Raw genomic sequence first — 24,691 nt, 5'->3', positions numbered from 1 at the left:
GCGGGGGATGCGCAGCCGTGCGTCTTCTCACACGCCCGAACCAAGCAATGACATATAATCAAGAGGGGAATGCTTCATGACAAGAGTAGCCGTCATCGGTGCCGGTCCTTCCGGGCTGGCGCAGCTGCGTGCCTTTCAATCGGCAGCCCAGAAGGGCGCCGAGATCCCGGAGATCGTGTGCTTCGAAAAGCAGTCGGACTGGGGCGGGCTCTGGAACTATACCTGGCGCACCGGCCTCGACGAATATGGCGAACCGGTGCACGGCAGCATGTATCGTTACCTCTGGTCGAACGGGCCGAAGGAATGCCTCGAATTCGCCGACTATTCCTTCGAGGAGCATTTCGGCAAGCCGATCGCCTCCTATCCGCCGCGCGCAGTGCTCTGGGATTACATCAAGGGCCGCGTCGAGAAAGCGAATGTTCGCCACTGGGTGCGCTTCAGCACGCCGGTGCGCATGGTCCGCTTCGACGAGGCAACGAAGAAATTCACCGTGACGGCGCATAATCGCGTCGAGGATCGGATGTATGACGAGGAGTTCGACTATGTCGTCGTGGCATCAGGTCACTTCTCGACGCCGAACGTGCCCTATTTCGAGGGCGTGAAGACGTTCAACGGCCGTGTCCTGCACGCCCATGATTTCCGCGACGCGGTCGAGTTCAAGGGCAAGGACATACTGATCGTCGGCCGAAGCTATTCGGCCGAAGACATCGGCTCGCAGTGCTGGAAATACGGCGCAAAATCGGTGACGACGAGCTACCGGTCGAAGCCAATGGGCTTCAAATGGCCTGAAAATTTCGAGGAGAGGCCACTTCTGACCCGGCTCGAGAACCGCACGGCACATTTCCTCGACGGCTCGACCAAGGAGGTCGACGCGCTGATCCTCTGCACCGGATATCAGCACCATTTCCCCTTCCTGCCCGACGATCTCCGGCTGAAAACCGCCAACCGCCTCTGGGCGGACAGCCTCTACAAGGGGGTGATCTTCGATAAAAACCCGCAGCTCTTCTATATCGGCATGCAGGACCAGTTCTATACTTTCAACATGTTCGACGTGCAGGCCTGGTGGGCCCGCGACGTGATGATGGGCCGCATCACCCTGCCGCCGGAAGAGGAGCTGAAAGCCAATTTCGACATGTGGCGCGCTCGCGAAGAGACGCTCGAGGATGCCGAGCAGATGATCTGGTATCAGGGCGACTATGTGAAGGAACTGCTCGCCGAAACCGATTATCCCTCCTTCGACATCGAAGGCACCAACCGGACCTTCATGGAGTGGGAACATCACAAGGCGGACAATATCATGGGCTTCCGCGACCACGCCTATCGGTCGCTGATGACCGGCAACATGTCGCCGAAGCACCACACGCCCTGGGTCGAGGCGCTCGACGATTCCAAGGAGGAATATCTGCGCAACTGACGAGATTGAGATCGCCGGAGGAGGTGTCGCGCTCTTCCGGCGCTTTGGGCAGCAATCAATCCATTCGCAACCTTCTCTTCTCATGTGGTCTTCATGGATTTTCAAACGAGCATTCTCGGACGCATGAGCGGTTTTCTCTATCGCTGCCGTGCCGATGAAAACTACACGATGCTTGAGATGACCGACGGCATCGAGCGCATCTTCGGTTATCCCGCTGACGAAATCATCGGCAACCGCACGCGAACCTTCACCTCGATCATGTACGAGGAAGATGTGCCTTTGATGGATGAAATCGTCGGCCGGGCGCTGGAGAAGCGCGTGGACTGGACGATGGAATACCGTATCCGCCATGCGATGGGCCATCTCATCTGGGTGACCGAGACCGGCGGCGGCATCTGGGATCAGAAGGGCGAGCTTCTCTACCTCGAAGGGAGCATCATCAACATCGAATCGCTCTATCAGCGAATCGACGAACGAACAGCCGACATGCGCGTCACCGCTTCGAAGACCAACGAGATCCTGCAGTCGCTGCGCTACCTGAAGCTGCTTGCCGTCAATGCCGGCATCGAGGCTGCCCGCGCCGGCACCGCCGGATCGGGCTTTGCCGTGCTTGCCGCCGAGATGCGCACGCTTGCCAACTCCTCCGAAGAGGCCGCCCGCGCCATTTCCGAGGCGCAACGCAAGGCCGAAGGCTGAGCGTTTCCGCGGGCAAGGAAATATTTACGGCTCAGGTCGAAATCCGGGTTGTTAACCCTCCTGCGTCAACTGACATTATAAAACATTTTCAATGGCTTGCTGCAATTGTTCGGCTGGAAAATCTCATGTCATTATGGGGAATATTAAGGCCGCGTTAACTTTTTGTTAACCATAGCCGCGCTAGACATGGTCAACGATTTCTTCACATAGATGACCAAAGTGCTAACAGACGCTCGCTCTATCCGCATCAAGGGCCGCTCTTTCCTGGCGGTCATGCTGTCCCCGGATCTTCCCATCGATGATTGGTTGATCCGGCTCGACGATCTGGCTGCGCGTTCGGCCGGCTTTTTCCTCGGACGGCCCGTCGTGCTCGATCTCACGGATCTGCAGATCGACCGGCAGCAGCTGAAGGATCTCATTGCCGAGCTTGCCAAGCGCAATGTCAGCATCATGGGTATCGAGGGCGCCCGGCCTTCGATCCTCGGCGCGGGCATGCCTCCGGCGCTCAAAGGCGGCCGGTCCGTTTCCGATATCGAGGTTCCCGCCAAGGAGAGCGTCGATGCGCCGGTCAAAGCGGCTGCGGCCGTGGCCGAGACGCGTCCGGCAACGCAATCGATCGTCATTCGCGAGCCGGTGCGCTCCGGGCAATCGGTGATTTTCCCGGAAGGCGACGTCACCATCGTCGGATCTGTCGCCTCGGGCGCGGAAGTCATCGCCGGCGGGTCGGTGCATATCTATGGGGCGCTGCGTGGCCGGGCCATGGCGGGATCGATCGGCAACGCATCGGCGCGGATCTTTTGCCGCAAGCTCGAGGCCGAGCTGGTGGCAATCGACGGCATTTACAAAATGGCGGAAGACATGGCCGCCGATCTTCGCGGACAGGCTGTTCAGCTCTGGCTCGAAGACGATGCGATCATGGCTGAGAAACTGACCTGACGACAGCGCCGCGCGTCTTTGAGAAACGCGCGAAGGACGCTGGAACACTTCGAATTACTGCGGCACGGCAAAGGAGAGAGACATGGGGAAAGTGATCGTCGTCACGTCAGGCAAGGGCGGGGTCGGCAAGACGACCTCGACCGCCGCATTGGGAGCGGCGCTGGCGCAACGCAATGAAAAAGTCGTCGTCGTCGATTTCGACGTCGGCCTGCGCAATCTCGACCTCGTCATGGGCGCCGAGCGCCGGGTCGTCTACGACCTGATCAATGTCATCCAGGGCGACGCCAAGCTCACCCAGGCGCTGATCCGCGACAAGCGGCTGGAAACGCTGTTCCTGCTGCCGGCCTCGCAGACGCGCGACAAGGACAATCTGACGGCCGAGGGCGTCGAACGCGTCATCAACGACCTGAAGCGCTATTTCGACTGGATCATCTGCGACAGCCCCGCCGGCATCGAGCGCGGCGCAACGCTTGCCATGCGCCATGCCGATGTCGCCGTCGTCGTCACCAACCCGGAAGTTTCGTCGGTGCGCGATTCCGATCGCATCATCGGCCTGCTGGATGCCAAGACCGCCAAGGCCGAACGCGGCGAGCGGATGGAAAAGCACCTGCTGTTGACCCGCTACGACGCCAACCGCGCCGAGCGCGGCGACATGCTGAAGGTCGACGACGTGCTGGAAATCCTGTCCATCCCGCTGCTCGGCATCGTGCCCGAAAGCATGGACGTCCTGCGCGCCTCCAACATCGGCGCGCCGGTCACGCTGGCCGAAAGCCGCAGCCCGGCCGCCATGGCCTATTTCGATGCCGCCCGCCGGCTCGCCGGCGAGACGCTGCCGATGGCGATCCCCGAGGAAAAACGCAATATTTTCGGCAAGATCTTCGGACGGAGGGCAGCATGAATATTTTCCGTCTCTTCAATAAGCAGAGAACCGCACCGGCCGCCCGCGAACGCCTGCAGGTGCTTCTTGCCCATGAGCGCTCTTCGGCAGGCTCAGACCTCGTCACCCTGCTGCGCGAGGAAATCCTTGCGGTGATCGCAAAGCATGTCGAGCTCGATCATGACAAGGTGCAGGTGACGATCGATCGCAACGAGTACGTCTCGACGCTCGAGATCGATGTCGAAATCCCGCTGAACGCAGCCGTGCAGGCCGCCTGAAACAGAGCGCCGCCCGTTGCGACAACAGGCGGCGCCGGAACTTACGACTTTCTGGCTTTTCGGTTGGCGTAACGCAGGTCGCGTGCGGCCTTCCGGGCGGCTTCATCGGCAATGACGCGAGCGATCCGGTCTTTCTCGGCCGCTTCGCGCGCCTCGATGTCGGCACGTGCGGCTGCCTCTGCGGCCGCCTGCCGTTCTGCTTCGGCGGCTTGAGCCTGTGCGCGCTGCTCGAGCTTGAGCCGTTCCCGCTCGGCGCGGCGTTCTTCCCTGGCCGCGGCGACGGCCTGACGCTCCGCCTGCTTGGCGAGCCGGGTCGGCTCAGCCTTATCCTTGGCCTCGCGATACGCATTGAGCAGAGCAGCCTTGGCTTCGGCAGCGGCGCTGCGACGATCGGAGAGCTCGTTGTTTCTGGCGTTTTTCAATTCTGTTTCCTGACTGTTTGACTTTGACCCTGAAGCATGGTGTCGAAAAGCGCGAGCGGTTTTCGGCCAACATCTGCTTCATTTTGCGACCTGGATTCGGATGATTTTATGCCGATCCGGGCTTAAAATCATCCGAATCTAAAGCGCGTCGCGATCTTTCGGATTCGCTTGCTTTCAGCTCTTTATTTCATGTGCGTCGTTATCGCAAACCGCTGCGCAATTTTTGCGCCGCGGGCAGACGACAGCTCCACGTCTCGAAAGCATATTCTATGAGCGCGGCCGCGTCTTCTGCGGATCATAATGCGATAGCGGCACGATTGTCGCCGGCAGGCGCTTCTGGTGGCCGTCGAGCTTGCCGATTTCGACCTCGGTGCCGGAGTTCGCATGCATCACGTCGATACGGGCGAGCGCGATCGTCTTGCCGAGAACAGGCGAGCGGGTGGCGCTGGTGACGACGCCGATCTGGGCTCGGCCGATATGGATGCAATCGCCATGGCCGACGGCCTCGTTGGCCTTGATGTCGAGGCCGACGAGCAGATGGCGCGGATGCTCCTTGCGCCGGATCAGCGCTTCGCGGCCGATGAAATCGTCCTGCTTGGATTTCAGCGGCACGGTGAAGCCGATGCCGGCCTCGAACGGGTCCGTCTGGTCGGTGAATTCGTGATGGGCAAAAATCAGGCCCGCCTCGATGCGGACCATGTCGAGCGCTTCCAGCCCCATCGGCTTCAACCCGTGCGGCTGCCCAGCCTCCCAGACCGCGTCGAACACCGCCAGCGCATCCTTCGGATGACAGAAGATTTCGTAACCGAGTTCGCCGGTATAACCCGTGCGCGAGACGACGACGGGAGCGCCCTCGAAGCCACCGATGCGGCCGATGGTGAAGCGGAACCATTCGAGCTCGCCGATATCGGGCTGGCGCGGCGCCGTCCAGATGATCTCCTTCAGGATATCGCGGCTCTTCGGGCCCTGCAGGGCGATATTGTGCATCTGATCGGTCGACGAGCGAACCCAGGCCTTGAAGCCCTTCTTCTCGGCCTGCTGACGCAGCCACAGGCCACTGAAGTCATCGCCGCCGATCCAGCGAAAGTTCTGGTCGCCGAGCCGGAAGAGCGTGCCATCGTCGATCATGCCGCCGTTTTCGTAACACATGGCGGAATAGACGACCTGGCCGGTCGACAGTTTGCGGACGTCGCGTGTCAGGCAATATTGCAAGAGCTGCTCGGCATCCGGCCCCGTCACCTCGAATTTCCGCAAGGGCGAGAGGTCGATGACGGCGGCGCGCTCGCGGCAGGCCCAATACTCCTCCACCGGCCCTTCGGCGGAAAAGCGGTTCGGCAGCCAGTAGCCGCGATATTCACCGTAGTCCCGCGTTAACGCGGAGAGGCGGGGATGGAATGCGGTTTCGCGCGTCAGTTCGGCGTCGGCATCTGGGGTCATGCGATAGGCCACCGCTCGTGAGAATTTCTCTTTTCCGGAAAAGGTGCGGACGTGGATATCCGTCGGATCCCAGCCGTTCGCCGCGTCGATATCGTCGGGGCAAGACGAGGAGACGCAGACGAGATCGGTCAGCGCCCGCATCAGCACGTAATCGCCGGGGCGCGACCAGGGCTCGTCGAGATAGAGCTGGTTGTTGTGATCGATATTGGTGTTGTAGAAATAGTTCAGCGCTTCCCAGCCCTTGCGGCCGGCAATGCCGTAAGGCGCCAGCGCGGCGTTGAAATTGTCCGTGCAGTTGACATGGCCGGGATAGCCCATGTCGTCGTAATAGCGCGAATTGCAGGCGGTCGCGAAAGCGTCGTGGCGCCCGACAGTATCCTGGACGATCTCGACCAGCGGCTCGAAGTCGCGGTCGAAGGCCTTGGAAGGCAAGCCCGGCATCGGATAGCTGCGACCGAGCAGCGTGCGGGTGACCGTCGAATCCAGCGCCAGATCGAGGCCCTTGTCGACCTTGCGGGCGGCGAAAGCCTGGAAATCGGTGCACTGGCGTCCGTAAACGTCGATGATCTGGATGAATTCGCCGGCGCGAACGAAATAGGCGGCGGCAGTCGCCGCCCGGATGCGGATATCCTCGATGGGATCGGCGGCCGGTTCCGGCAGGGCGGAGGCATAATCGCGGATCAGCAGGCTGCGCTTGATCCTGACCTCGATCGGCGTCGCCGTATCCTGCGACTCCGGCGACATGGCGCCGGTCGGTGCTGCGACGATCAGCAGGCCCTTCATGGTAGCAGTGAAATCCGCCCGGCTGCCCGGGCTCGATCCCGCCCCGAAGATGCGGAGCGCTCCGGCCGCGGCAAGATCGGCGCCGCGCCGCTCAAGCGCTGCGCGCGTGCGGGCTGCACCCTCATCTTCTCCTTGAAGAATGGCCTTTAAGCCTTCGGCCGAATTGCTGAATGCCGTTCCAAGACCTGTCGCCAGGAAGCGCCCCTTTTCGTCGAGGAAGGAGATCTCGCAAACCTGCCCGCCCTCGCTATCGATGACGCTGACGCAGTCGCCCGTCTCGACGCGCACCACGACCGATCCGCCGCCTTTTGCCCTGTAGCGCTCCGTTCCCTCCGGCAAGGTGGGAATGCCGGGATAGTGCACAAGGCTCGCGGCCGCCGGCCGCAGGCCCGTCATAGCAGGATGAAGTTCTCGCATTCTGCCCTCATGGGAGGATCGGCATGCCCTCGGGCACCCACGCATACAGGTTACAAAATGGCCGGCGAAAGTAAAGGCGCGTTGACTAAAAAGAAAATATCTTCACTATGCATAAAGAGTTGAGACTCGGGGAATCCGTCGGGACACGGATCGCCAAAATCATCCGGGCTGGCTTGAGACTGTCAGGGAGACACGTTCAGGGAGACGTACAGAGATACGTCCGGAACAATCGAATGGGGAATTTCACCGATGACAGACGTTGTGGAGGCCGGGATTCCATCCGGCACCGAAGGTAAGCTTGTACGCGCGCTCGACTGGAAGGGCGCATTCTGGGTGGCGGCGGGCGTGCCACCGCTCGTTCTCTTCTCCATCGGCGGTATTGCAGGCACGACGGGCAAGCTCGCCTTCGTCGTCTGGATCATTTCGATGGTGATGGGTTTCCTGCAATCCTTCACCTATGCCGAAATCGCCGGCATGTTCGCCAACAAATCCGGCGGCGCCTCGGTCTATGGCGCCACGGCCTGGCTGCGTTATTCGAAGTTCATCGCGCCGCTGTCGGTCTGGTGCAACTGGTTTGCCTGGTCGCCCGTCCTGTCGCTCGGCTGCGCCATCGCCGCCGGTTATATTCTCAATGCATTCTTCCCGATCCCGGCGGCGGATTCGCAGATGGTCCTCGACTGGATCTCCGCGCACGCCGCTTCCATCACGGCCGATAGCCCCCGCGTCGCCGAATATATTGCGGCCCATGCCGGCACGACGCCCGATGACGCGGTCAAGGCGTTGCTCGGCACCGACGGCGTCGCTGCGCTGACGCCGTGGATCCGCAGCTGGTCGCTCGTCAGCTTCAGCATTCCCTTTCTCGCCACCGCCAACGTCAATGCGACCTTTTTCATCGGCGGCATCCTGATGCTGATCATCTTCGCGATCCAGCATCGGGGCATCTCGGAAACCGCCAGCGTGCAAAAGTGGCTGGCGATCATCGTGCTCGTGCCGCTGCTGATCATCGGCCTCTACCCGATCGTCAGCGGCCATATCCTTGCCGCCAACGTCACCGGCCTGGTGCCACCGACGGCCGCCTATTCCGGCGCCGACGGCACCTGGAGCAACGGCGGCTGGACGCTCTTCCTCGGCGGGCTCTATATCGCCGCTTGGTCGACCTACGGCTTCGAGACGGCCGTCTGCTACACCCGCGAACTCAAGAATCCGAAGACCGACACCTTCAAGGCGATCTTTTATTCCGGCCTTGCCTGCTGCCTGTTCTTCTTCCTCGTGCCCTTCGCCTTCCAGGGCGTTCTCGGTCACGCGGGCATGCTCGCGCCCGGCATTGTCGACGGCACCGGCGTTGCCGAAGCGCTCGGCGGCCTGATCGGCGCCGGCCGGGTGATCACCCAGCTGCTCGTCGTGCTGATGATCATGGCGCTCTTCCTCGCCATCATGACCGCCATGGCCGGTTCCTCGCGCACGCTCTACCAGGGCTCGAAGGACGGCTGGCTGCCGAAATATCTCGACCACGTCAACGAGAACGGCGCGCCGACGCGGGCGATGTGGACCGATTTCGCCTTCAACCTCTTCCTGCTGGCCATCGCCTCGGATACCGGCGGTTACTTCTTCGTGCTCGCCGTCTCAAATGTCGGCTACATCATCTTCAACTTCCTGAACCTCAACTCCGGCTGGATCCACCGGATGGATTCCGGCCATATCGAACGCCCCTGGAAGGCGCCGACCTGGCTGATCGGTCTCAACACCGTGCTTGCCTTCATCAACGCGCTGTTCCTCGGCGCGGGCGCCAAGGTCTGGGGCTACTCCAATGCGCTCTGGGTCGGCTTCATCTTCGCCGCCCTGATCCTGCCGGTCTTTGCCTACCGCCACTATGTGCGCGACGGCGGCAAATTCCCGGCAGGCGCGATGGAAGATCTCGGCCTCGTCGGCCAGGATCTCGGCGTCAAGAAGGCCGGCATTCTGCCCTATCTCGCGCTCGCCGCCGGTCTGGCGATCGTCCTGATCGCCAACGTGATCTTCCAGCTTCCGGCTTAAAATGCCTCCCAGGCAGAAAGGCCGCCATGAAAAAACATGGCGGCTTTTTGCATTTGTGGGCGAAGCTCAGCGGCCGCCTTCGATCTTGCGGTGGCGCTGGTTGATGCCGCCCTTGCCGTAGGGATAGTCGAAGGGCTGAGGGGCGCTGACCTCATTCAGTCTCGCCATGTCTTCGTTTGTGAGTTTGAGCTTCATGGCACCGAGATTGTCGGCCAGCTGTTCCGGCGTGCGGGCGCCGAGGATGACCGAGGTGATCGCCGGCTGCGCCGCCGTCCAGGCGAGCGCCACCTGCGCCATGCTGACGCCGTGCGCCTTGGCGATTTCCTCGACAACAGCGATGATCGCCCAGGTGCGTTCCATCGCATTGCGCGGCGCATAGGATTCGCCGCCGCGATTGGGGTTTTCACCGAGGCGGGTGGCGCCGGTCGGCATCTCGTCGCGCTTGTATTTGCCGGTCAGCCAGCCGCCGCCAAGCGGCGACCAGGGCAACAGGCCCATGCCCGCATCCTGGCAGGCGGCGACGATTTCGAGTTCGATGTCGCGCACCAGCAGGTTATATTGCGGCTGCAGCGTCACCGGGCGCGTATAACCGCGCGCCTTGGCGATCTCCGAGGCCTTGGCGATATGCCAGCCGACATAGTTGGAGAAGCCGTAATAGCCGATCTTGCCTGAGGAAACCGCATCGTCGAGGAAGCGCAGCGTCTCCTCGATCGGCGTCAGCGCGTCCCAGGCATGCATCTGGTAGAGATCGATCTGCTCGAGGCCGAGGCGGCGCAGAGAATCGTCGAGCGCCTGGCCGAGATGCCGGCGCGACAGGCCGATATCGTTCGGTCCATTGCCCATCGGGAAACGGCCCTTGGTGGCGACGATCGCCTGGCGGGCTTCGGTCGGGCGTGCCTTCAGCCAGCGTCCGATGATCTCTTCCGACTTGCCGGCGCTGTAGACATCGGCGGTATCGATGAAATTGCCGCCCCAGGCGAAGTAATCGTCGAGCAGCCTGTGCGAGGCCGCTTCGTCGGCCTCCGCGCCAAAGGTCATGGTGCCCAGGCAATAGGCGGTGACGACGGTCCCGCTGGGACCGAGCTTGCGATAATCCATTTCTTCCTCCTCATGCGGAGGCCCGCAGCCGACGCGCAAAATCGCCGGGGTAGAAGCCGGGGCTTCCGCAATCTAATGACAATATCGAGCCAGAACAGGATGATTTGAGGCCGTTCGGCCTAAAATCTGAATCCTGTTCTGAATTAGGGAGGGAGCATGATGTCGTCCGAAAACCGCTCACACTTTTCGGCATCATGCTCCGGGCGGCCGCTTGCCGCCGGATGACGTCTGGCGCCCTGGCTCATTTAGCACAGGGGCGAGGGCAGCATACCCAATCCCGCCCGTGCCACAAGTGGGAAAAATTATTCCCGCCGGCCGCGCAGTCGGTGGCAGCTACTGATTTTTCGAAAGAGAGCCGGCGATCAGATCGGCTGCGGCGACGCCGGTCTCATAGGCGCCGTGCGCCGTCGAATAACGCGCGCGCGAACAGGCTTCGCCGGCAAAGAAGATCCGTTCATCATGCGGTGCGGCAAGCACTCCGCGCAGATCGGAGGCGCCCGGCTCGGCATAGGAATAGGAGCCGCCGATATGGGGTGTCGCGGCCCATGCCGAGATCGCCGCCACCGACAATTGCTTGCGGATATCGGCGCCGAACTGCGCCGCCAGCTCATCGGCGGCGAAGGAGAAGGCAGCCTCTCCACCCTCCCGCTCCAGATCATGCGCGAGGTCGCCGGCAAAATAGGCTTCGACGACGGGAGCGCCGAGCGGCCGGAGCTGATAGGTGCCGGTCGCGCCGCGGCTGAGGGAGCCGAGCATATGGGTATCGGCCGGCAGCGCCTGCGGATGCGCAAGCCCGAGGAAGAGCTTGTCGGCAAGCCCGAGCGGCAGACGGGCGGCTGCCTCGATCTTCTCGGGCAGAGGAGGGTCGAACGTGATCCTGCCGGCGGCAAGCACATTCGTCGAAACGGTCAGCAGCACCGCGCGGGCACTCAGCAGACCGCGGTTCGTCTCGATGCCGACCCGGCCGGCAGGGCGGTGGTCGATGCGCCTCACCTCCGTGCCGAGCCTTGCCGGAACCGGCCCGCCGTAAAGCGAGATCAGCCTGCCATAGCCCTGGCGCACCCGCCAGTCGGGGCCGGGGCCGGGATCGTATTTGTTATAGTCGACGACCGACGAGCGTTCCAGTTCGGCGCCGGTGATATAGGTGCCGATCGCCCGGATCTGGCCGTTCCAGGCATTATCGGGTTCGAGCATCGCGGCCAGATCGGTGTCATCGCCCTCATGGCTGTCGAGGCGTTCGAAATAGGCGCCGATGGCATCCTGCGCGGCATCGCGGTCAGCGTCATCCCGCTCGAGCTGCCGGCCGCCATTCCAGGGGGCAGGCGTGCGGTCGACGGTCAGTCCGACCTCGCCGGCGATACCAGTCCAGGCATTGGTCCGCGCGCCGTGCAGCCAGCCGCAGCCGAGATCGAGCCCGATCTCGGATTCAGGCAGCCCGACCGTCCAGGCACGGCCGCCGAGACGATCGCCGGCCTCAAGCAGCAGGATGGAAAGATCCGGGCGAGTTTCCTGCAGGCGGCGCGCGGCGGCAATGCCGGCGGCGCCGGCGCCGATGATGACGACATCCTCCTCGGCACTCTTGCCGTTGTCACCAGGCATGCAGTCTCCTTCGGTCACTCACCGCTCAGCTAAGCGCCCATGTCGGCGAAACGCAAGGGGATAGCGCCCCGCCTGCGATGGATTAAACCGCCTCTCCGTGACATACAGGTCCGATGAGCGTGCACAGAGATTCGCAACTCGACATGTTTGCCAAGGCATCGCCGGCGATCGCCAAGGCGCGCGCTCCATCGCGTGGGCGGCCGTTACAGCCGGGCGCCCATTGCGAAGAAGACATGGCGCGCACGCTCGAGGAAAGCGGCAATTATCGCATCTTGAGAAAACTGACCGCCCGGCCGATTGCCTCGGTCAGGCGGCCGGAGTTTTCGCGGCTCGGCGTCATTCTCGATACCGAAACGACAGGTCTCAGCCACCGCAGCGACGAGATCATCGAAATCGGCGCGGTCGCCTTCACCTTCGACGATGATGGCAGGATCGGCGATGTCGTCGGCATCTATGGCGGTCTGCAGCAGCCGTCGCGGCCGATCCCGCCCGAGATTACCCGGCTGACCGGCATCACCGATGCGATGGTCGAAGGACAGCTCATCGACATCAGGTCGTTGAGCGCCCTGATCCAGCCGGCCGATCTGATCATCGCCCACAATGCCGGTTTCGACCGGCCGTTCTGCGAGGCTTTCTCGACCATATTCGCCGGCAAGGCATGGGCCTGTTCGGTGTCGGAGATCGACTGGAGCGCCCGCGGCTTCGAGGGCACCAAGCTCGGTTATCTCGTCGGCCAGGCCGGTTATTTCCATGAGGGCCATCGCGCAGTGGACGATTGCCACGCACTGCTGGAAATCCTCGATCGGCAACAGCGCGACGGTGAAAGCCCATTCGCCGAACTCTACCGCGCCAGCCAGCGCTCGCGCATCCGCATCTTTGCCGAACACAGCCCGTTCGAGATGAAGGACCATTTGAAGGCGAGGGGCTATCGCTGGTCGGACGGAAGCGACGGCCGCCTGAAATCCTGGTGGATCGAAGTCGGCGAAGACGATCTCGGCGACGAGCTTTCCTATCTGCGCTCGGAAATTTACCGCTGGAAAGAGGCGGAGCCACCGACCGTGCGGCTGACGGCCTTCGATCGCTTCAAACTCTGAGCGCGAAGCGGTTCGGATCGTGCGCGCGAAAAATCCTCTAATATGACCACCCATGCAAGCACCGCATAGGTGCAGTGCCGCATTGGCGCTGCAACAATCGCAGGGCTCGTATTATATAAAGCTCATCGAAGCGAACGAAGCGCCAAGGACTGGCAGCTAAGCTTCGAAAGCCCACGGAAAGGGGATCATCATGAACGTAGCACGCTCTTTCAACAACTGGCGCAAGTACCGTCAGACGGTCGCTGAACTGGGCCGTATGTCCGCGCGCGAACTGGACGACCTCGGCATCGGCCGCGGCGACATCCGCAACGTCGCGCGCGCCGCCATCGCCCGCTAACGGCCTCGCAGACCACATTTTTTGAGACTTGCCCAGCGCCTGCTTCCTCCCGAGCGGGCGCTTTGCTTTTGCGCTTGCCGGCTGGAGGATAAGACGCCCGCTTTTCGCATAGCGCATAGCTGCCCTGCAAAGAAATGCCTACCAACTGAGCAGGAAATAAGTATGATTATTTCTATCGAAGCGATGCACCTCCTCCCGCATCCCTTCGATATGCAGGCGCCCCACCCTCCTCCCAGGGTCGTCTGCGGGAACGGCAGCACTCCTCCTCCCAGCTGTCGTTCGGTTTTTTTCGAAAGCCTGCCGCACCTCCTCCCGCGGCAGGCTTTTTCGTTTTGGCCGATTGAAATTTCCATCGGGCCGAGAACGACCCTTGCGACCCATCGCGCGGCAGAGGACTCTTCCGCCTGTTTGTTATTGATTTTATTGCCGATTTTTCGATGTCGCCTCCTGGTACGAGCGCGCGGGCAGAAACATATTGACTTCGAACTTGTCGTACAACTATGTAACCATATGGTTCATTGCCTTGTGCAACGGACGGCCGAGCCGGCTTCGCGACAGCAACAACGCTTGACGACAACGAAAACTGAGGAAATTCGACATGCAGATCGACGTGAGACATGCCTCCCATCCCGAGGCTGTGCGCAATTTCGACACCGAAACGCTGCGGCGTCACTTTCTGGTCGAGACCATCTTCGAAGGCGGCGAGATCCGGCTCACCTATTCCCATTACGACCGCATGGTCATCGGCGGTGCCGCACCGCTCGGCGCCGGTCTGACGCTGACGGCGCCGACGGCGATCGGGCAGGAAACCTTCCTGGCCGAGCGTGAACTCGGCGCGCTGAACATCGGCGGCGCCGGCCGCATCATCGTCGACGGCACCAGCTACGATCTTGCCAAATATGATTGCCTCTATGCCGGCAAGGGCGCCAAGGACATCCGCTTCGAGAGCGCCGATGCCGCCAATCCGGCAAAGTTCTATCTGGTCTCGACGCCCGCGCATCAGACGCATCCGACCGTGCTGCTCACCCGCGAAAAGGCCCGCCACCTGACGCCGGGCGAAGCCGCCACGGCCAACAAGCGGTCGATCTACCAGTTCATCCATCCTGATGTCTGCCAGTCCTGCCAGCTCACTCTCGGCTTCACCATGATCGAGCCGGGCAGCGTCTGGAACACCATGCCGGCCCATACGCATGACCGCCGCATGGAAGCCTATCTCTATTTCGATCTCGAAACCGACCAGCGTGTCTTCCACTTCATGGGTGAGCCGCAGCAGACCCGGCATATGCTCGTCGCCAACGAGCAGGCGGTCATCTCGCCGCCCTGGTCGATCCATTCGGGCGCCGGCACCAAGAATTACAGCTTCATCTGGGCGATGGCCGGCGACAATAAGAGCTTCACCGACATGGATCACATCGCCATTGCGGATCTGAGGTGAGCGCCGTGGCCAATCCCTTCGACCTCACAGGCCGGACTGCCGTCGTCACCGGCGCCAATACCGGCATCGGCCAGGCGATTGCCGCCGCACTGGCCGAGGCCGGTGCGGCGATCGTCGCCGTCGGGCGCTCCTCGATGGACGAAACCGAGGCGCTGGTGAGAGCTGCGGGCAGTCGCTTCCACGTCGTCAAGGCCGATCTCGGCACGATCCAGCCGGTCAAGGGGATCGTCGAGGAGACGATCAAGACCTTCGGCGGCCTCGACATCCTCGTCAACAATGCCGGCATCATCCGCCGCGCCGATGCGCTCGACTTCACCGAGGAAGACTGGGACGCGGTGATCGACGTCAATCTGAAGACGGCCTTCTTCCTGTCGCAGGCGGCCGGCCGCCACATGGTCGAGAAGGGCAGGGGCAAGATCATCAACATCGCCTCGCTGCTCTCCTTCCAGGGCGGCATTCGCATCCCGTCCTATACCGCCTCGAAAAGCGGTCTGGCCGGATTGACCAAGCTGCTTGCCTGCGAATGGGCCGGCAAGGGCGTCAACGTCAACGCCATCGCGCCGGGTTACTTCGTCACCAACAATACCACGGCGCTGCGCGAGGATGCCGACCGCAACGCCGCCATCCTTTCGCGTATTCCGGCCGGACGCTGGGGAACGCCTGCCGAACTCGGCGGCGCTGCCGTGTTCCTGGCATCGGCGGCCTCCGATTACGTGCATGGAACGGTGCTGCCAGTCGATGGCGGCTGGCTGGCGCGCTGATCCGTTCCACGGAGCGGCAACATTGAAAATGCGACGGCGCCCGCGCGTTTGAAAAGACGCGCGGACTTGCCGGCATGGAACTGCCGGGACCGGCACCGTTTTGCCTTTCCTGCCGGCATGCGTTAGCAACAGGAAATGGGGCCGGCGTCGCCACATCGCAGGCAGGATTCGACAGGGATGACGGACAGGGACAACGCGGTCTTCAACATGATGCGCCAGCCGCCCAACCTGCGCAGCGGCCTTGCCGACACGCTGATGGCGCAGATCGAGTCCGGCGATCTGAAGCCCGGTCAGCGCCTGCCGACCGAACAGGCGATCATGCGGGCGACCGGCGTCAGCCGGACGATCGTTCGCGAAGCGCTCGCCACGCTGCGCGCCAAGGGGCTGATCACCACGCGGCAAGGACTTGGGGCTTTCGTCTCGAACGACCCGATGGCGAGATCCTTCTCGATCATTCCGAACGACCTGCAGTCGATCGACGACGTGCTGCGCGTGCTGGAGCTGCGTATCGGGGTCGAATATGAAGCCGCCGGTCTTGCCGCGCTGCGGCGCAGGCAGGAGGACCTCGACCGCATGCAGGATCGGCTCGATGCCCTCGACAAGGCGCTCGAAGAGGGCGGATACGGCGCACAGGAGGACTACGCCTTCCACCGGTCCATTCTGGTCGCGACCCAGAATTCCTATTACAGTCGCCTGTTCGATACGTTCGGCGACATCATGGTGCCGCGGCAATGGGCGCGCCTGGACAAGATGACGGTGACCGAGCGCAAGCGTCATGCGGCGCGCATGCGCCGGGAACATCACGCCATATTCACGGCGATCCGCAACGGCGACGAGGCCGCCGCGCGCCGCGCCATCCGCAGCCACCTGTCGAAGAGCACCGCCCGCTTCGAAGAGCTGCGCGACGCCAGCACGTCGTCGTGACGGTCAGGCCTGCGGCTTCGGCTTCAACCGCCGCCAGGCGGCGTGATCGGTCTGCAGATCGACGGAGGCGTGAATCTCCGGCAGCAGCGGCTTGCGTCTGCGCCGGCCGAAGCGCCGTTTGAAGCCCAGGATATTTTCGACGAAGCTCCGGGTGTAGAGCCCGGGCCCACTCGAATAGATGCGCCATCCGCCGTCGACGGCAATCTTGCCCGCCTTGACGCGCTGCCATTCGGCCGCGGCCTGATAGCGGTCATGGAAAGCCGCATCGCTGCTGCTGAAATAGGTGTTGCGCTGACGCAGCGAGGCATGCGGCAGGGCCGTGGTGACGGCAATCGGATTGACGACTGATATTGCTTTCCAGAGCTCATCCGCCTCGGCATCGAGCGCCAGCGTTTCGCAGTAGCGCAGATGCGCATGCACATACATCAGCCCGATCTCACGGCCGAAGAAGGAGGAGGATTCGGCGCGGCGAAACAGCGTCTCGGGTCCGCCGGCATAGGTCGCGGGCTTTTCCATCAGCCGCACACCGTCGGGAAAGAGCAGATGCTTCCTGATCAGCTTCATATGATCCTGTCTCTGCGCCGGCGTGAACAGCCGGCCGAGCATTGCCTGCGTCATCGAGATCAGCGAGAAAGAGAGGCCGGTGCGCCGGTCGCTCGGATGCAGCAGCAATTCGACGCCGGCATGGGCGGGATCGAAGATGCCGTAGCCGGCCACGACGCCGTCACGGATGAGATGGCGGTTGAAATCCCGGCGCATCGCCGTTGCGATCTTCCTGAGCGACTTGGCCTTTTCGCCATGGCCGAGGCGGCGCTGGATTGCGGAGTAACGGACGATTTGCTCATAGAGCAGGGCAACGGTCCAGCTGCTGACCATCCAGTCGCGCAGATGCGGATCGGCCGGCTGTAGCGAGTCGTTCCAGTCTCCCTCGCCATAGCGGATCAGATGCGTTCCCGGGATGAAGCGTTCGCGGACGGTATCGAGCAGCTTTTCCACGTGGATGGCAATAGAGCTCGCCTTCTCAGACTTCTGCATGGTCTTTTCGTCGCGCCACGAGACCTTCTCGTCGAGGACGGCGAGATCGCCGGTCGCTTCGATATAGTCGCAGAGCGCCTTCAGCGGCCAGACGACGATATCGCCATGGCTGTCGCCCGCCCGGATATTGGCATAGGGCTCCAGCATGAACCATTGCGGCCAGTCGCCGTCTTTCAGATATTGTTCGCTGAAGACGGTTTTCAGCACCTCTTTGGCCTCACGATCATGCTCGTAGGCGAGCAGGAATTCGATCGGGCCCTGGCAGGCATCGCGTGTGCCCCAGGCGGCACCGGTATATTGCTCGAGGCCGTGCGGCACGCTCAGATGCACGATGGCGTCATGCGCGAGCCAGGGCAGCAGCGTCGCCTGCGCGGCAAGATCGGGCGAAGGGCTGGCGATCGCCAGGCCGCGCACGGCGTTGCGCCAGAATGTCGAGGCCGGCGCCAGCATGGCTTCGTCGCTGACGCCGGCTTCGTAACGCTCTGCCAGCCGCTCGGCTTCTTCAGCATCGGTCATCGAGCCGACGACGGCAAAGGAGAACGCCTGCGTCGGCCGGGAGCGCAGGGCGACGAAGGCGCCGTCGCGGGCAATGCCGTCGGTATAAAGCAGTTCGTCGCCGCCGATCTCTTCGATGGCATCGGGCGTCGAACTCACCAGCCAATAGCCAGCATCGGGATAACGCTCGCCCCAGAGCCAGGCAGGATCCGGCCGGAAGGAAATTCGTTTGCGCGCGGGATCGAATTCGATCTGCCCGCCGGCATCATATTCGCGCTCGCCGAGCACGACATGACCGAACACCAGGAAGCGGCAGGGCTTGCCCTCGACGGACACGGTCCATTGCATCGCCGCATCCTCGCCGGAAGCGACCGCCGTTACGGTGATCGTGCGGTCCGTGCACTTGTAGATCCAGCGGCAGTCGCTGAGGCCCATTTCGAAAGCCGACGGCACCGCCAGCAACTGCCAGCCGGCGCCGACATCGGCCATGATGCGCAAGCCACTGGCGCGCGTCAGGTTGTAGGGGTCGCGGGAGACGGAAAAGAGCTTGTGGAAGGAGGTGTTGCCGATCGTCAGCTGCGCGGCGAAAATGCCCTGCATCCAGCAGGTGGCGGCAAGTGTCCTATCGTCGAGCAGCATGTTCTGACCGCTGCGCACGATCGCGCCGTGGCGGCGCGCCACCAAAAGTTCCTTTTCACGCAGGACGACGTGGCGGTTCAAAGCGCCGTCCGGCACGAAAAACGAAAGCAGCTTTCCGTCGGCGTGCTCCTCCAGACTCCGCTGGGGATAGAGCTGGCCAATCGCCTTTTTGTCCAGCGGTTCGACCTTCAGCAAAGCAGCATCCTGGAGCAGGCTGCGGAGCGGCGCCGTCTCAGCGAGATCGTCGGCGGCGCCCTCCAGGCCCGCAAGCCCATCGAGCCGTAACAGGTCGGCATCATCAGACGCCTCGGGATGATCGGCGGCGAAGATGGCGAAGAAGGTCGCAGTCGCGCCGCTTGCCGGACCGGAGAGCGATTTCGACTGGATGGCCGGGCAGGCCGTCTCCTGCTGCCGCCGTTCGCTCGGCAGGCAGGTGCCGAAGGGGCCGACCAGCAGATCGCCGAGACGGTCTTTCGCCTGCACCAGCTGGATCGCATCCGTGGCATAGGCCGCCGCCCCATCCAGGCAGCCCTGAACGAGCCAGGGATTGCGGCCGCCGCCCTGTTTGAGATTTTGCCGGTTCATCACCACAGGGCCGAATATCCGGTGATTGGCGATGTGGTGATCGACATATTGCGAGGCATAGGCTTCGCTGTTCATCAGGAAGCCGCGATCGCCCAGACCGACATCCTGCATCAGCACCACATCCACCGGTACCGCTACATCCTTGAGATGCCGGACGGATACCCGCCAGAACCAGGCCGTTTCGGAGGGATGAAGCGCCAGACGGACGTTGTAGCCGATATCGCCGGCTTCGCCGCTCCAGGAAAAGCTCGTCGCATCGTGGCCGAAGCCGCCATCGGCGCCCGGCCCGACAATTTCGACGACATCGGGCCTTTTGCCACCGACGCGCAGATAAAGCCGGCCGATGCCGCCGAACAAAGGCGAGCCCTGGATCTGATTGATCTGCACCGCTCCCTTGTCGTCGGCATATTCGATGGCAAACAGCGTGCCGTTCGGCAGCGCCGATATCGACAGGCCGGAACCGTTGGCGATCGTCAACAGGCCAAGTTGTTCGCGCCGGGGCATCTGAAAACTGCGGGTAAGGTCCTGGGCCATTGCTATCTCGTGAATTGGCTTCAAAGAGGAATTGGAGGATGACGCAAAATGATTGAGAGAAATCTTACCGGCGATCCGAAGATCGGCAACCTGTCGCGACGGTTTTCACGTCGGCGCCGGCCGCCTGGCGAAGGGCACCGAGAGCAGGGCGCAGCCGGTGAGGACGGCGATGACCATCCAGGCTTCGTTGATCGCCTGGACGCTGGCCGCGGTCTGGACCAGCGGATCGAGCAGCGCCGTGGCATCCGTATCGAAACTGCCGCTATGGCCAGATATGATTTCGGCAGGGGCGCCGACGAATGCCGCAGCCGCGATATCGCCGGCCTGGAGGCGTGCCCAGAGGCCTTGGCCCAGCGGTTCCGAGCGGGTGTAGATGATGGTGTCGATCAGGGCGATGCCGATGGCGCCGCCGAGATTGCGCATCAGGTTGAAAAGACCGCTGGCATCGGGAATGCGATCGGGCGGAAGCGTGCCGAGCGCCAGCCGCGTCGGCGGCAGCAGGCAGAACATGATGGCGACGCCGCGCACGATCTGCGGCCAGAACATCGCATCGTAATCCGAACGGGGATCCTGAAAGGCGCTCATTGCGACGCCGACCGCAAACAAGGCGAAACCGGCGGCCGAGAGCAGCCGTGCATCCATGCGCTTCTCCAGCGCCACCGCGATCGGTGCGGTGATCAGCTGCGCGATGCCGGTGACCAGCATGGTCATGCCGATTTCGAGCGCATCGTGGCCCCTGACGAAAGCGAGAAAGACCGGCATCAGATAGACCGAGCCGAACAGGCCGATGCCGAGCACGAAGCTTAAGGTCGAGCCGACGAGAAAGTTACGATCTGCGAAATTGCCGAGATCGACGATCGGCCGGCGCCGGCGCAGCGATCGGCCTACGAAAGCGCCGCCCGACACAAGGCAGACGGCCAGCAGGCTGAGGACATAGGCCGAGGCCCAGCCGCTGGTCGGCGCCTCTTTCAGGCTGAGTTCCAGGCTCGTCAGCGCCGCGGCCATGAGCACAAGCGACAGACCGTCGAGATGCCTGAGTTCGGAGGAGTCGGCCGCCTGCCTCGGCAGGAAGCGCGCTGCCAGGATGGCCGAGGCGATGCCCGGAAGGATGTTGATCAGGAACAGCCAGTGCCAGGAATAGGTCTCGGTCAGCCATCCGCCGACGATCGGCCCGACGGTCGGCGCCAGCACCGCCAGCACGCCGGCGATCGTCGTCGCCAGCGCCTGCCGCTCATTGGGGAACAGGATGAATACGGCTGAAAACACCGAGGGGATCAGGGTTCCGCCGGAAAAGCCCTGAAGCACCCGCCAGGCGACCAGTTCGCTGAAGCTGCTGCTGGCCGCGCAGCCGGCCGAAGCCGTCACGAACAGACCGATGGCGGCGACGAACAGCCATCGCATCGTCAGCAGCCGCGTCAACAGGCCGGTCAGCGGGATCGCCACCACTTCGGCGATGAGATAGGCGGTCTGTATCCAGCTCATCTGATCCGGGCCGATATCCAGCGCCGACTGGATGGTCGGCAGCGATGTCGCCACGACCTGGACATCGAGGATCGCCATGAACATGCCGATGCACATGGCGATGAAGCCGATCCAGACGATGGCGGGCGCTCCGTCGGGACGGGCAGGCTCAGCTCGTTTCAGCATGCGAATGATCCAGTGAACGCGGCATTTCCGCCCCGGCTGGGAGCGATCATGTTTGCGAGAGCATCGGCATGTCAACCTTGCGTTCCGGCAACGGTCTTCATCAGAGCGTCGTAGGTCCGGACGCAAAAGGGCATTTCGACACTTCGACGCTACGCGTCGTGCGAAACGCGATCGAGCCCGGCCGGAAGGCCGGGCTCCATCGGTTGGTTTGGGCCGGGCCTTCCATATGCCCGGCCGTCTCTCAGATTGGCCGGCGGTCTTAGCCGCGGAAGAGCGACAGGATGTTCTGGGACGACGAATTGGCGATCGACAGCGACTGGATCGCCAGCTGCTGCTGCGTCTGCAAGGCGGAGAGTTTGCTCGATTCCTCCTCCATGTCGGCATCGACCAGCCGTCCGACGCCGGAGTCGATGGAATCCGACAGCGCACCGACGAAGTCTTCCTGCAGATCGATGCGTGTCGAGATCGAACCCAATTGCGCACCGGCCGAGGTCATCGCCGATAGCGCGGATTCGATGGTCGACAGCGCCGACTGGATCTGGCCGGTGGTAAAGTTGGTAATGTCGAGCGAGTAGACGGAATCGCCGTTTGCATCGGCCGTTCCGAGGATACCGGTGGAGGTTTCGATCGAGCCGCCGCTCATGCCGAACAGCACGTTGCCGGCGGAACTGGTATCCAGAACGTAGTCCGTCATCTTGACGGAAACGGCGCCGGAGCCGTCGCGAACGAAGGAGGATACGACATTTTTCGTGCCGTCGGCGCCGGCGACCCAGTTCTCACCCGAGAACGATGCCGACTGGGCAATGCTCATCAGCTGCTCCTGCAGCTGGCTGATTTCTTCCTGGACCTTCGACTTGTCGACACCGTCTTCGGTCGCTGCCACCAGCTTGGACTTGATCTCGTCGACGACGTCGATCGCGCTGTCCATCGCCGTATAGGCGGTATCGACCTTTGCGGCGCCGAGGCCGAGCGCATCGGACACGGCCGACAGCGCCTTGTTGTCGGAGCGCATCGTCGTGGCGATCGACCAGTAGGCGGCGTTGTCGGATGCGGTATCGACCCGGTAGCCGGTGGAAACGCTGTTCTGTGTCGTTTCGAGATTGGAATTGATGCTGCGCAGCGTCTGAAGGGCAGCCATCGCGGAATTGTTGGTATTGATGCTCGTCATGGGAAATTCGCCTGCTTCGGAGGTTGAATATGTTGCAGCCCGGGGAACATCCCGGCCATGGCGAGCAGCCTCATGCCTATCGACCGGTTGTTTCCGATCAATTCGCCATCGTTGGGTTAATTATCGTACTTAAAAGTACCTTAATGGTTAACGCAGCGAGCCCGACGCTTATTTTTTTGTTCACCATGAAATCGCGCCCGTCGATGCCCGCCGAAATCGGCTCCGGACGCTCCCCGCAAAAATTTGAGATCGGCAATTGACGGGCCGGCGGGAAACTGACTATCAATATTAAATCAATTTGATTGACTCCAAAAAACATAATGAGGGGAGCATTGGAATGAGATCGAGCAAAAGCCTATTCCGCAGAATTTCCGTGCGCACCGGCTGGGCGGCGGCGACCGCGCTGACGGCGCTCGTCGCTTTCGGGGCAGGTGGTGCCGCCGCTGAATCGGTGCTGACGATGCATATCGAGGAGCAGACCAGCTGGGTTCAGAACTTCAATCCGTTCGATCTCGCCGGCCGCCGGCAGAGCACGATGGATTTCGTCTATGAGCCGCTGGTCATCTTCAATGCCGAGGATGGCGGCAAGCCTGTCTTCCGCCTGGCGACCGGCTATAAATTCTCCGAGGACATGAAATCGGTCACCTATACGCTGCGGCCCGATCTCAAATGGTCGGACGGGCAGCCGCTGACCTCGGCCGACGTGAAATATACGATCGATCTGATGCTGAAGAATGCCGCGCTCGATACCGTCGGCGTCGGCGAGACCGTTGCCTCCGTCGAGACGCCGTCGCCGACCGAGGTGAAGATCGATCTCAAGGCGGTCAATTCCGATTTCCCGGAAACGCTTGCCGATCTCGCCGTCGTTCCCGAGCATATCTGGAAGGACGTTTCCGATCCTGTCGCCTTCAAGAACGAGAAGCCGGTCGGTTCCGGCCCGATGACGGAGCTGCGCCGCTTCACGCCGCAGGTCTACGAACAGTGCCGCAACCCGAACTATTGGGATGCCGCCTCGCTGCATGTCGATTGTCTCAGGCTGCCGCAGATCTCCGGCAACGACCAGATGCTGGCCATTCTGCCCGAAGGCAATATGGATTGGATCGGCTCCTTCATTCCCCAGATCGACAAGACCTTCGTGGCGCTCGATGCCGACCACAACGGCTATTGGCAGCCGCCGGCCGAAACCGTCGCCTTCCAGATGAATTTCAAGAGCGGCAATGAGGGCAATCTCGAGGCCTATAAGGACCTGAACTTCCGCCATGCCTTCAGCCTCGCCATGGATCGCAAATCCATGGTCGATATTGCCGGCTTCGGCTATCCCGTCGTCAACGAGCATGCGACCGGCCTGCCGCCGCGCTTCGAAAGCTGGCGCAACAAACAGGCGGAAGGCGACAAGGACGCCTTCATGGGCTTCGATACCGAGAAGGCCAACAAGATCCTCGACGATGCCGGTTACAAGAAGGGCGCCGACGGCTTCCGCACGACGCCGAGCGGCAAGCCGATCGCCTTCCCGATCATCGTTCCGAACGGCTGGACGGACTGGATCGATGCAGTCCAGATCGCGGTCGAAGGCCTGCGCGCCGCCGGCATCAATGCCTCGGTCGCCACCCCGGAATACGAACAATGGCGCAAAGAGATCATCGACGGCAGCTTCGAGGTCGTCATGAATTCCCGTGCCGACGGCGCAACCCCGTTCCGCGGCTATTACCAGAGCCTTTCCACAGCCTATGGCGGGCGCATCACCGGCGCCCCCTCGCGTTATTCGAACCCGAAATTGGACGCGCTTTTCGATCAATATCTGCAGGCGACTTCGGATGACGATCACAAGAAGATCTTCAACGACATTCAGCTGCTTGTCGCCGACGACTTCCCCGTCGTTCCCGTCTTCAACGGCCCGACCTGGTATCAGTTCTCCAGCAAGCGCTTCACCGGCTGGGTCACCGACAAGGATCCGGTCATGAACCCGGAAGATCATGACAACAACCGCATGCGCCTGATGCATCTCTTGCGTCTCAAGCCGGTCAGTTAAGCCTCGCGGGGAGCGGA

The 24,691-nt window shown here is 62.3% G+C and carries 20 protein-coding genes; 13 read left to right on the top strand and 7 right to left on the bottom strand.

Annotated elements, in window-relative coordinates; translation table 11 throughout:
* The first annotated feature begins 76 nt into the window (after nt 1–76).
* From RHEC894_RS28340 to minE, 5 genes are all read left to right on the top strand, one after another.
* On the top strand, nt 77–1,414 hold the full coding sequence (locus tag RHEC894_RS28340) for an NAD(P)/FAD-dependent oxidoreductase (protein WP_085740020.1): 1,338 nt from the start codon (nt 77–79) through the stop codon (nt 1,412–1,414).
* Nucleotides 1,415–1,507: 93 nt separating this feature from the next.
* Nucleotides 1,508–2,110 carry a PAS domain-containing protein gene (locus RHEC894_RS33845; RefSeq protein WP_085740019.1) on the top strand — a complete coding sequence of 201 codons (603 nt, stop codon included), beginning with the start codon at nt 1,508–1,510 and terminating at the stop codon, nt 2,108–2,110.
* Between the two features lie 210 nt (nt 2,111–2,320).
* Nucleotides 2,321–3,046, top strand: a complete 726-nt coding sequence (gene minC, locus RHEC894_RS28330) for a septum site-determining protein MinC (RefSeq protein ID WP_085740018.1) — start codon at nt 2,321–2,323, stop codon at nt 3,044–3,046.
* Between the two features lie 82 nt (nt 3,047–3,128).
* Entirely contained in the window at nt 3,129–3,944 is an 816-nt protein-coding gene (gene minD / locus RHEC894_RS28325) for a septum site-determining protein MinD (protein ID WP_085740017.1), read from the top strand.
* Nucleotides 3,941–4,201: a cell division topological specificity factor MinE gene (gene minE / locus RHEC894_RS28320; RefSeq protein ID WP_049734360.1), complete on the top strand. Its 261-nt coding sequence runs from the start codon at nt 3,941–3,943 to the stop codon at nt 4,199–4,201. The genes minD and minE overlap by 4 nt, the downstream gene beginning before the upstream one ends.
* A gap of 41 nt (nt 4,202–4,242) precedes the next feature.
* On the opposite strand, the gene RHEC894_RS28315 is transcribed toward minE, so the two are convergent.
* Nucleotides 4,243–4,623 carry a DUF6481 family protein gene (locus RHEC894_RS28315; protein WP_085740016.1) on the bottom strand — a complete coding sequence of 127 codons (381 nt, stop codon included), beginning with the start codon at nt 4,621–4,623 and terminating at the stop codon, nt 4,243–4,245.
* Between the two features lie 267 nt (nt 4,624–4,890).
* A complete protein-coding gene (locus RHEC894_RS28310) occupies nt 4,891–7,260 on the bottom strand; it encodes a DUF1989 domain-containing protein (protein ID WP_085740015.1) in 2,370 nt (789 codons plus the stop codon).
* 249 nt (nt 7,261–7,509) lie between these two features.
* Here RHEC894_RS28310 and RHEC894_RS28305 point away from each other — a divergent pair, with 249 nt between their 5' ends.
* Nucleotides 7,510–9,294, top strand: a complete 1,785-nt coding sequence (locus RHEC894_RS28305; RefSeq protein ID WP_085740014.1) for an APC family permease — start codon at nt 7,510–7,512, stop codon at nt 9,292–9,294.
* Nucleotides 9,295–9,360: 66 nt separating this feature from the next.
* Here RHEC894_RS28305 and RHEC894_RS28300 read toward each other — a convergent pair whose 3' ends face one another.
* Nucleotides 9,361–10,392, bottom strand: coding sequence for an aldo/keto reductase (locus RHEC894_RS28300; RefSeq protein WP_071091679.1), 1,032 nt, complete (start codon nt 10,390–10,392; stop codon nt 9,361–9,363).
* A 333-nt stretch (nt 10,393–10,725) separates the two neighbouring features.
* The gene (locus RHEC894_RS28295) at nt 10,726–11,991 is read right to left on the bottom strand and encodes an NAD(P)/FAD-dependent oxidoreductase (protein WP_085740013.1); all 1,266 of its coding nucleotides are present in this window, start codon (nt 11,989–11,991) and stop codon (nt 10,726–10,728) included.
* 113 nt (nt 11,992–12,104) lie between these two features.
* Between RHEC894_RS28295 and RHEC894_RS28290 the strand changes: the two genes are divergently transcribed.
* From RHEC894_RS28290 to RHEC894_RS28270, 5 genes are all read left to right on the top strand, one after another.
* Entirely contained in the window at nt 12,105–13,085 is a 981-nt protein-coding gene (locus tag RHEC894_RS28290) for a 3'-5' exonuclease (RefSeq protein WP_085740012.1), read from the top strand.
* 190 nt (nt 13,086–13,275) lie between these two features.
* The gene (locus RHEC894_RS28285) at nt 13,276–13,422 is read left to right on the top strand and encodes a DUF1127 domain-containing protein (RefSeq protein ID WP_003594835.1); all 147 of its coding nucleotides are present in this window, start codon (nt 13,276–13,278) and stop codon (nt 13,420–13,422) included.
* Nucleotides 13,423–14,020: 598 nt separating this feature from the next.
* Complete coding sequence (gene kduI / locus RHEC894_RS28280; protein WP_085740011.1) at nt 14,021–14,857, top strand: 5-dehydro-4-deoxy-D-glucuronate isomerase; 837 nt, start codon at nt 14,021–14,023, stop codon at nt 14,855–14,857.
* Nucleotides 14,854–15,618 (top strand): 2-dehydro-3-deoxy-D-gluconate 5-dehydrogenase KduD, encoded by a 765-nt coding sequence (kduD, locus tag RHEC894_RS28275; protein WP_281069169.1) that lies wholly within the window; start codon nt 14,854–14,856, stop codon nt 15,616–15,618. The genes kduI and kduD overlap by 4 nt, the downstream gene beginning before the upstream one ends.
* A gap of 177 nt (nt 15,619–15,795) precedes the next feature.
* Entirely contained in the window at nt 15,796–16,542 is a 747-nt protein-coding gene (locus RHEC894_RS28270; protein ID WP_085740010.1) for a FadR/GntR family transcriptional regulator, read from the top strand.
* A gap of 3 nt (nt 16,543–16,545) precedes the next feature.
* Here RHEC894_RS28270 and RHEC894_RS28265 read toward each other — a convergent pair whose 3' ends face one another.
* The 3 genes from RHEC894_RS28265 to RHEC894_RS28255 form a co-directional block, all read right to left on the bottom strand.
* On the bottom strand, nt 16,546–19,830 hold the full coding sequence (locus RHEC894_RS28265) for a cellobiose phosphorylase (protein WP_085740009.1): 3,285 nt from the start codon (nt 19,828–19,830) through the stop codon (nt 16,546–16,548).
* Nucleotides 19,831–19,935: 105 nt separating this feature from the next.
* Complete coding sequence (locus RHEC894_RS28260; RefSeq protein ID WP_085740008.1) at nt 19,936–21,477, bottom strand: DHA2 family efflux MFS transporter permease subunit; 1,542 nt, start codon at nt 21,475–21,477, stop codon at nt 19,936–19,938.
* Nucleotides 21,478–21,736: 259 nt separating this feature from the next.
* On the bottom strand, nt 21,737–22,645 hold the full coding sequence (locus RHEC894_RS28255; RefSeq protein ID WP_085740007.1) for a flagellin: 909 nt from the start codon (nt 22,643–22,645) through the stop codon (nt 21,737–21,739).
* Between the two features lie 29 nt (nt 22,646–22,674).
* Between RHEC894_RS28255 and RHEC894_RS28250 the strand changes: the two genes are divergently transcribed.
* Nucleotides 22,675–22,905, top strand: a complete 231-nt coding sequence (locus tag RHEC894_RS28250) for a hypothetical protein (protein ID WP_085740006.1) — start codon at nt 22,675–22,677, stop codon at nt 22,903–22,905.
* Between the two features lie 77 nt (nt 22,906–22,982).
* Complete coding sequence (locus RHEC894_RS28245; protein WP_085740005.1) at nt 22,983–24,674, top strand: ABC transporter substrate-binding protein; 1,692 nt, start codon at nt 22,983–22,985, stop codon at nt 24,672–24,674.
* Nucleotides 24,675–24,691: the final 17 nt, after the last annotated feature.

It is taken from the genome of Rhizobium sp. CIAT894, assembly GCF_000172795.2.
In the GTDB taxonomy this organism is placed as follows: domain Bacteria; phylum Pseudomonadota; class Alphaproteobacteria; order Rhizobiales; family Rhizobiaceae; genus Rhizobium.
The sequence above is the reverse complement of the archived record's forward strand: the minus strand, read 5'-3'. Positions and strand labels throughout refer to the sequence as shown.

Bases quoted from the DNA above. Each gene is read 5' to 3' on its own strand.
- minC (WP_085740018.1), top strand. From the start codon at position 2,321: ATGACCAAAGTGCTAACAGACGCTCGCTCTATCCGCATCAAGGGCCGC.
- minE (WP_049734360.1), top strand. From the start codon at position 3,941: ATGAATATTTTCCGTCTCTTCAATAAGCAGAGAACCGCACCGGCCGCC.
- RHEC894_RS28265 (WP_085740009.1), bottom strand. From the start codon at position 19,830: ATGGCCCAGGACCTTACCCGCAGTTTTCAGATGCCCCGGCGCGAACAA.
- RHEC894_RS28260 (WP_085740008.1), bottom strand. From the start codon at position 21,477: ATGCTGAAACGAGCTGAGCCTGCCCGTCCCGACGGAGCGCCCGCCATC.
- minD (WP_085740017.1), top strand. From the start codon at position 3,129: ATGGGGAAAGTGATCGTCGTCACGTCAGGCAAGGGCGGGGTCGGCAAG.
- kduI (WP_085740011.1), top strand. From the start codon at position 14,021: ATGCAGATCGACGTGAGACATGCCTCCCATCCCGAGGCTGTGCGCAAT.
- RHEC894_RS28305 (WP_085740014.1), top strand. From the start codon at position 7,510: ATGACAGACGTTGTGGAGGCCGGGATTCCATCCGGCACCGAAGGTAAG.
- RHEC894_RS28270 (WP_085740010.1), top strand. From the start codon at position 15,796: ATGACGGACAGGGACAACGCGGTCTTCAACATGATGCGCCAGCCGCCC.
- RHEC894_RS28300 (WP_071091679.1), bottom strand. From the start codon at position 10,392: ATGGATTATCGCAAGCTCGGTCCCAGCGGGACCGTCGTCACCGCCTAT.
- RHEC894_RS28290 (WP_085740012.1), top strand. From the start codon at position 12,105: ATGAGCGTGCACAGAGATTCGCAACTCGACATGTTTGCCAAGGCATCG.
- RHEC894_RS33845 (WP_085740019.1), top strand. From the start codon at position 1,508: ATGGATTTTCAAACGAGCATTCTCGGACGCATGAGCGGTTTTCTCTAT.
- RHEC894_RS28250 (WP_085740006.1), top strand. From the start codon at position 22,675: ATGTTGCAGCCCGGGGAACATCCCGGCCATGGCGAGCAGCCTCATGCC.
- RHEC894_RS28295 (WP_085740013.1), bottom strand. From the start codon at position 11,991: ATGCCTGGTGACAACGGCAAGAGTGCCGAGGAGGATGTCGTCATCATC.
- RHEC894_RS28340 (WP_085740020.1), top strand. From the start codon at position 77: ATGACAAGAGTAGCCGTCATCGGTGCCGGTCCTTCCGGGCTGGCGCAG.
- RHEC894_RS28255 (WP_085740007.1), bottom strand. From the start codon at position 22,645: ATGACGAGCATCAATACCAACAATTCCGCGATGGCTGCCCTTCAGACG.
- RHEC894_RS28310 (WP_085740015.1), bottom strand. From the start codon at position 7,260: ATGCGAGAACTTCATCCTGCTATGACGGGCCTGCGGCCGGCGGCCGCG.
- RHEC894_RS28245 (WP_085740005.1), top strand. From the start codon at position 22,983: ATGAGATCGAGCAAAAGCCTATTCCGCAGAATTTCCGTGCGCACCGGC.
- RHEC894_RS28285 (WP_003594835.1), top strand. From the start codon at position 13,276: ATGAACGTAGCACGCTCTTTCAACAACTGGCGCAAGTACCGTCAGACG.